Source organism: Stenotrophomonas sp. 2YAF26, from assembly GCF_052114625.1.
Taxonomy (GTDB): domain Bacteria; phylum Pseudomonadota; class Gammaproteobacteria; order Xanthomonadales; family Xanthomonadaceae; genus Stenotrophomonas; species Stenotrophomonas indicatrix.
Window position 1 is genome coordinate 1 of record NZ_JBFRFC010000035.1, and the last position, 1372, is coordinate 1372.

The 1372-nt window shown below is 56.6% G+C and carries 2 protein-coding genes; both read left to right on the forward strand.

The genetic code is table 11. The features are described from left to right. A partial coding sequence (locus AB4Y98_RS20645; protein ID WP_442245042.1) for a type IV secretion system protein occupies positions 1 to 537 on the forward strand: 537 nt, incomplete at its 5' end. 34 nt (positions 538 to 571) lie between these two features. Further along, positions 572 to 1117 (forward strand): DUF4189 domain-containing protein, encoded by a 546-nt coding sequence (locus AB4Y98_RS20650; RefSeq protein WP_223495484.1) that lies wholly within the window; start codon positions 572 to 574, stop codon positions 1115 to 1117. The last annotated feature ends 255 nt before the right edge of the window (positions 1118 to 1372 follow it).

Genomic DNA, 1372 nt, shown 5'->3' on the forward strand with positions numbered 1-1372 from the left:
CTGCTGGGGCCGCTGTTCATCCTGTGTCTGCTGTTCGATCAGACCAAGCAGTTGTTTCAGAAGTGGCTGTTCTACGGCATCGGCACGATGTTCTCGATGGCCGTGTTGGCGGCGATGATCTCCATCGCGCTGGATATGGTGATCCGCGTGTCTGCTGCGTTCTGGACCAGTGCGCTGATCGACAAGTACCTGCTGGATCCCAATGGCAGTGTCGACATGACCAGCCAAGCGCTCCAGCAGGGTGGTATGGGATTGATCCTCACGACGCTGATCCTGACTGCGCCCCCAATGGCGGCGATGTTCTTCCAGGGCACGCTGGGTGGCTTCATGGCATATTCGCAGATAGGCGGTAGTCCGGTGGCTGCTGCGCCGAGTGCGAATGGACAGCCGCCGGGTAGTTACAATCCGAGTGCACCTCGGGGGGATTCAACCCATGCAAATAGCGCCACCACCGATTCCATGCCTAGGTTGCAGGGCCAGAACGAAGTGTCGGCCCAGAATACCGGGTGGCTGGGTAAGGCTGGATCCAAACAGTAGGTTGGGTGTTTGGAAATTTGTTAAGAGGTTCGATATGAAGAGCATTCACTGTTTGGCATTCATCGTTGCGTTGGTATCCATTGCCTGTTCGTCAAGCGTGTTTGCCGAAGGTGGAAGCTGCCCCCCTGGCTATTATCCAATTGGCGGGCAGGGAGTGAGCGGGTGCGCGCCGATTCCCGGGGCGAATGCTAGCCAAGGTGCAGATCAGGGGCCGGCCCTGCCTCCACAACCGACGGGGAAGTGGCATTCAACCTGGGGTTCCATTGCCTTTTCCAGTTCTACATCAGCAGCGGGTGTCGCAACTGGACGTTACTCTCAAGAGGACGCCGAAGCTGAGGCAAAGCGGAAGTGCGGCTCTGAAGGGGCCGCAGATTGCAAGCTGCTGCTCACTTACACTAATCACTGCGCCGTATGGGTTGTGCCCAGTACGTTCGGGTCCGGTTCGCGCTCCGGTGTGGCTGGCGGAGAAACTTTGAGGCTGGCCAAGAAAAGTGCCGAGCAGCAATGCGTGGATTCTAAAGGTGGAAAGTGCTCGGTATTTTATTCTGACTGTACGAAGCCGGAGTTTGAGAAGTATTAGGCTTGGTCGTTCTAGAGATTTGAGTTCGCAGCGGTTTGAGTCTGTTTGGTGAAGTCGAGTTGATCTGGTCAAGAGTGCGAAAAGCAGGATCACCTATGTGGTGACCGGCAAGAATGATTCGCCGGAGGACCAGATCGACAAGAGCCTTGCCTGGATGCAGGTAGGCCTGTCGAGCATCGATGCGATCAAAGTGCTTGATGACGGCAACCTGCGCGACGACAAGAATCGTGCCTTGTGGGCAGTTGGCCTGGGAAC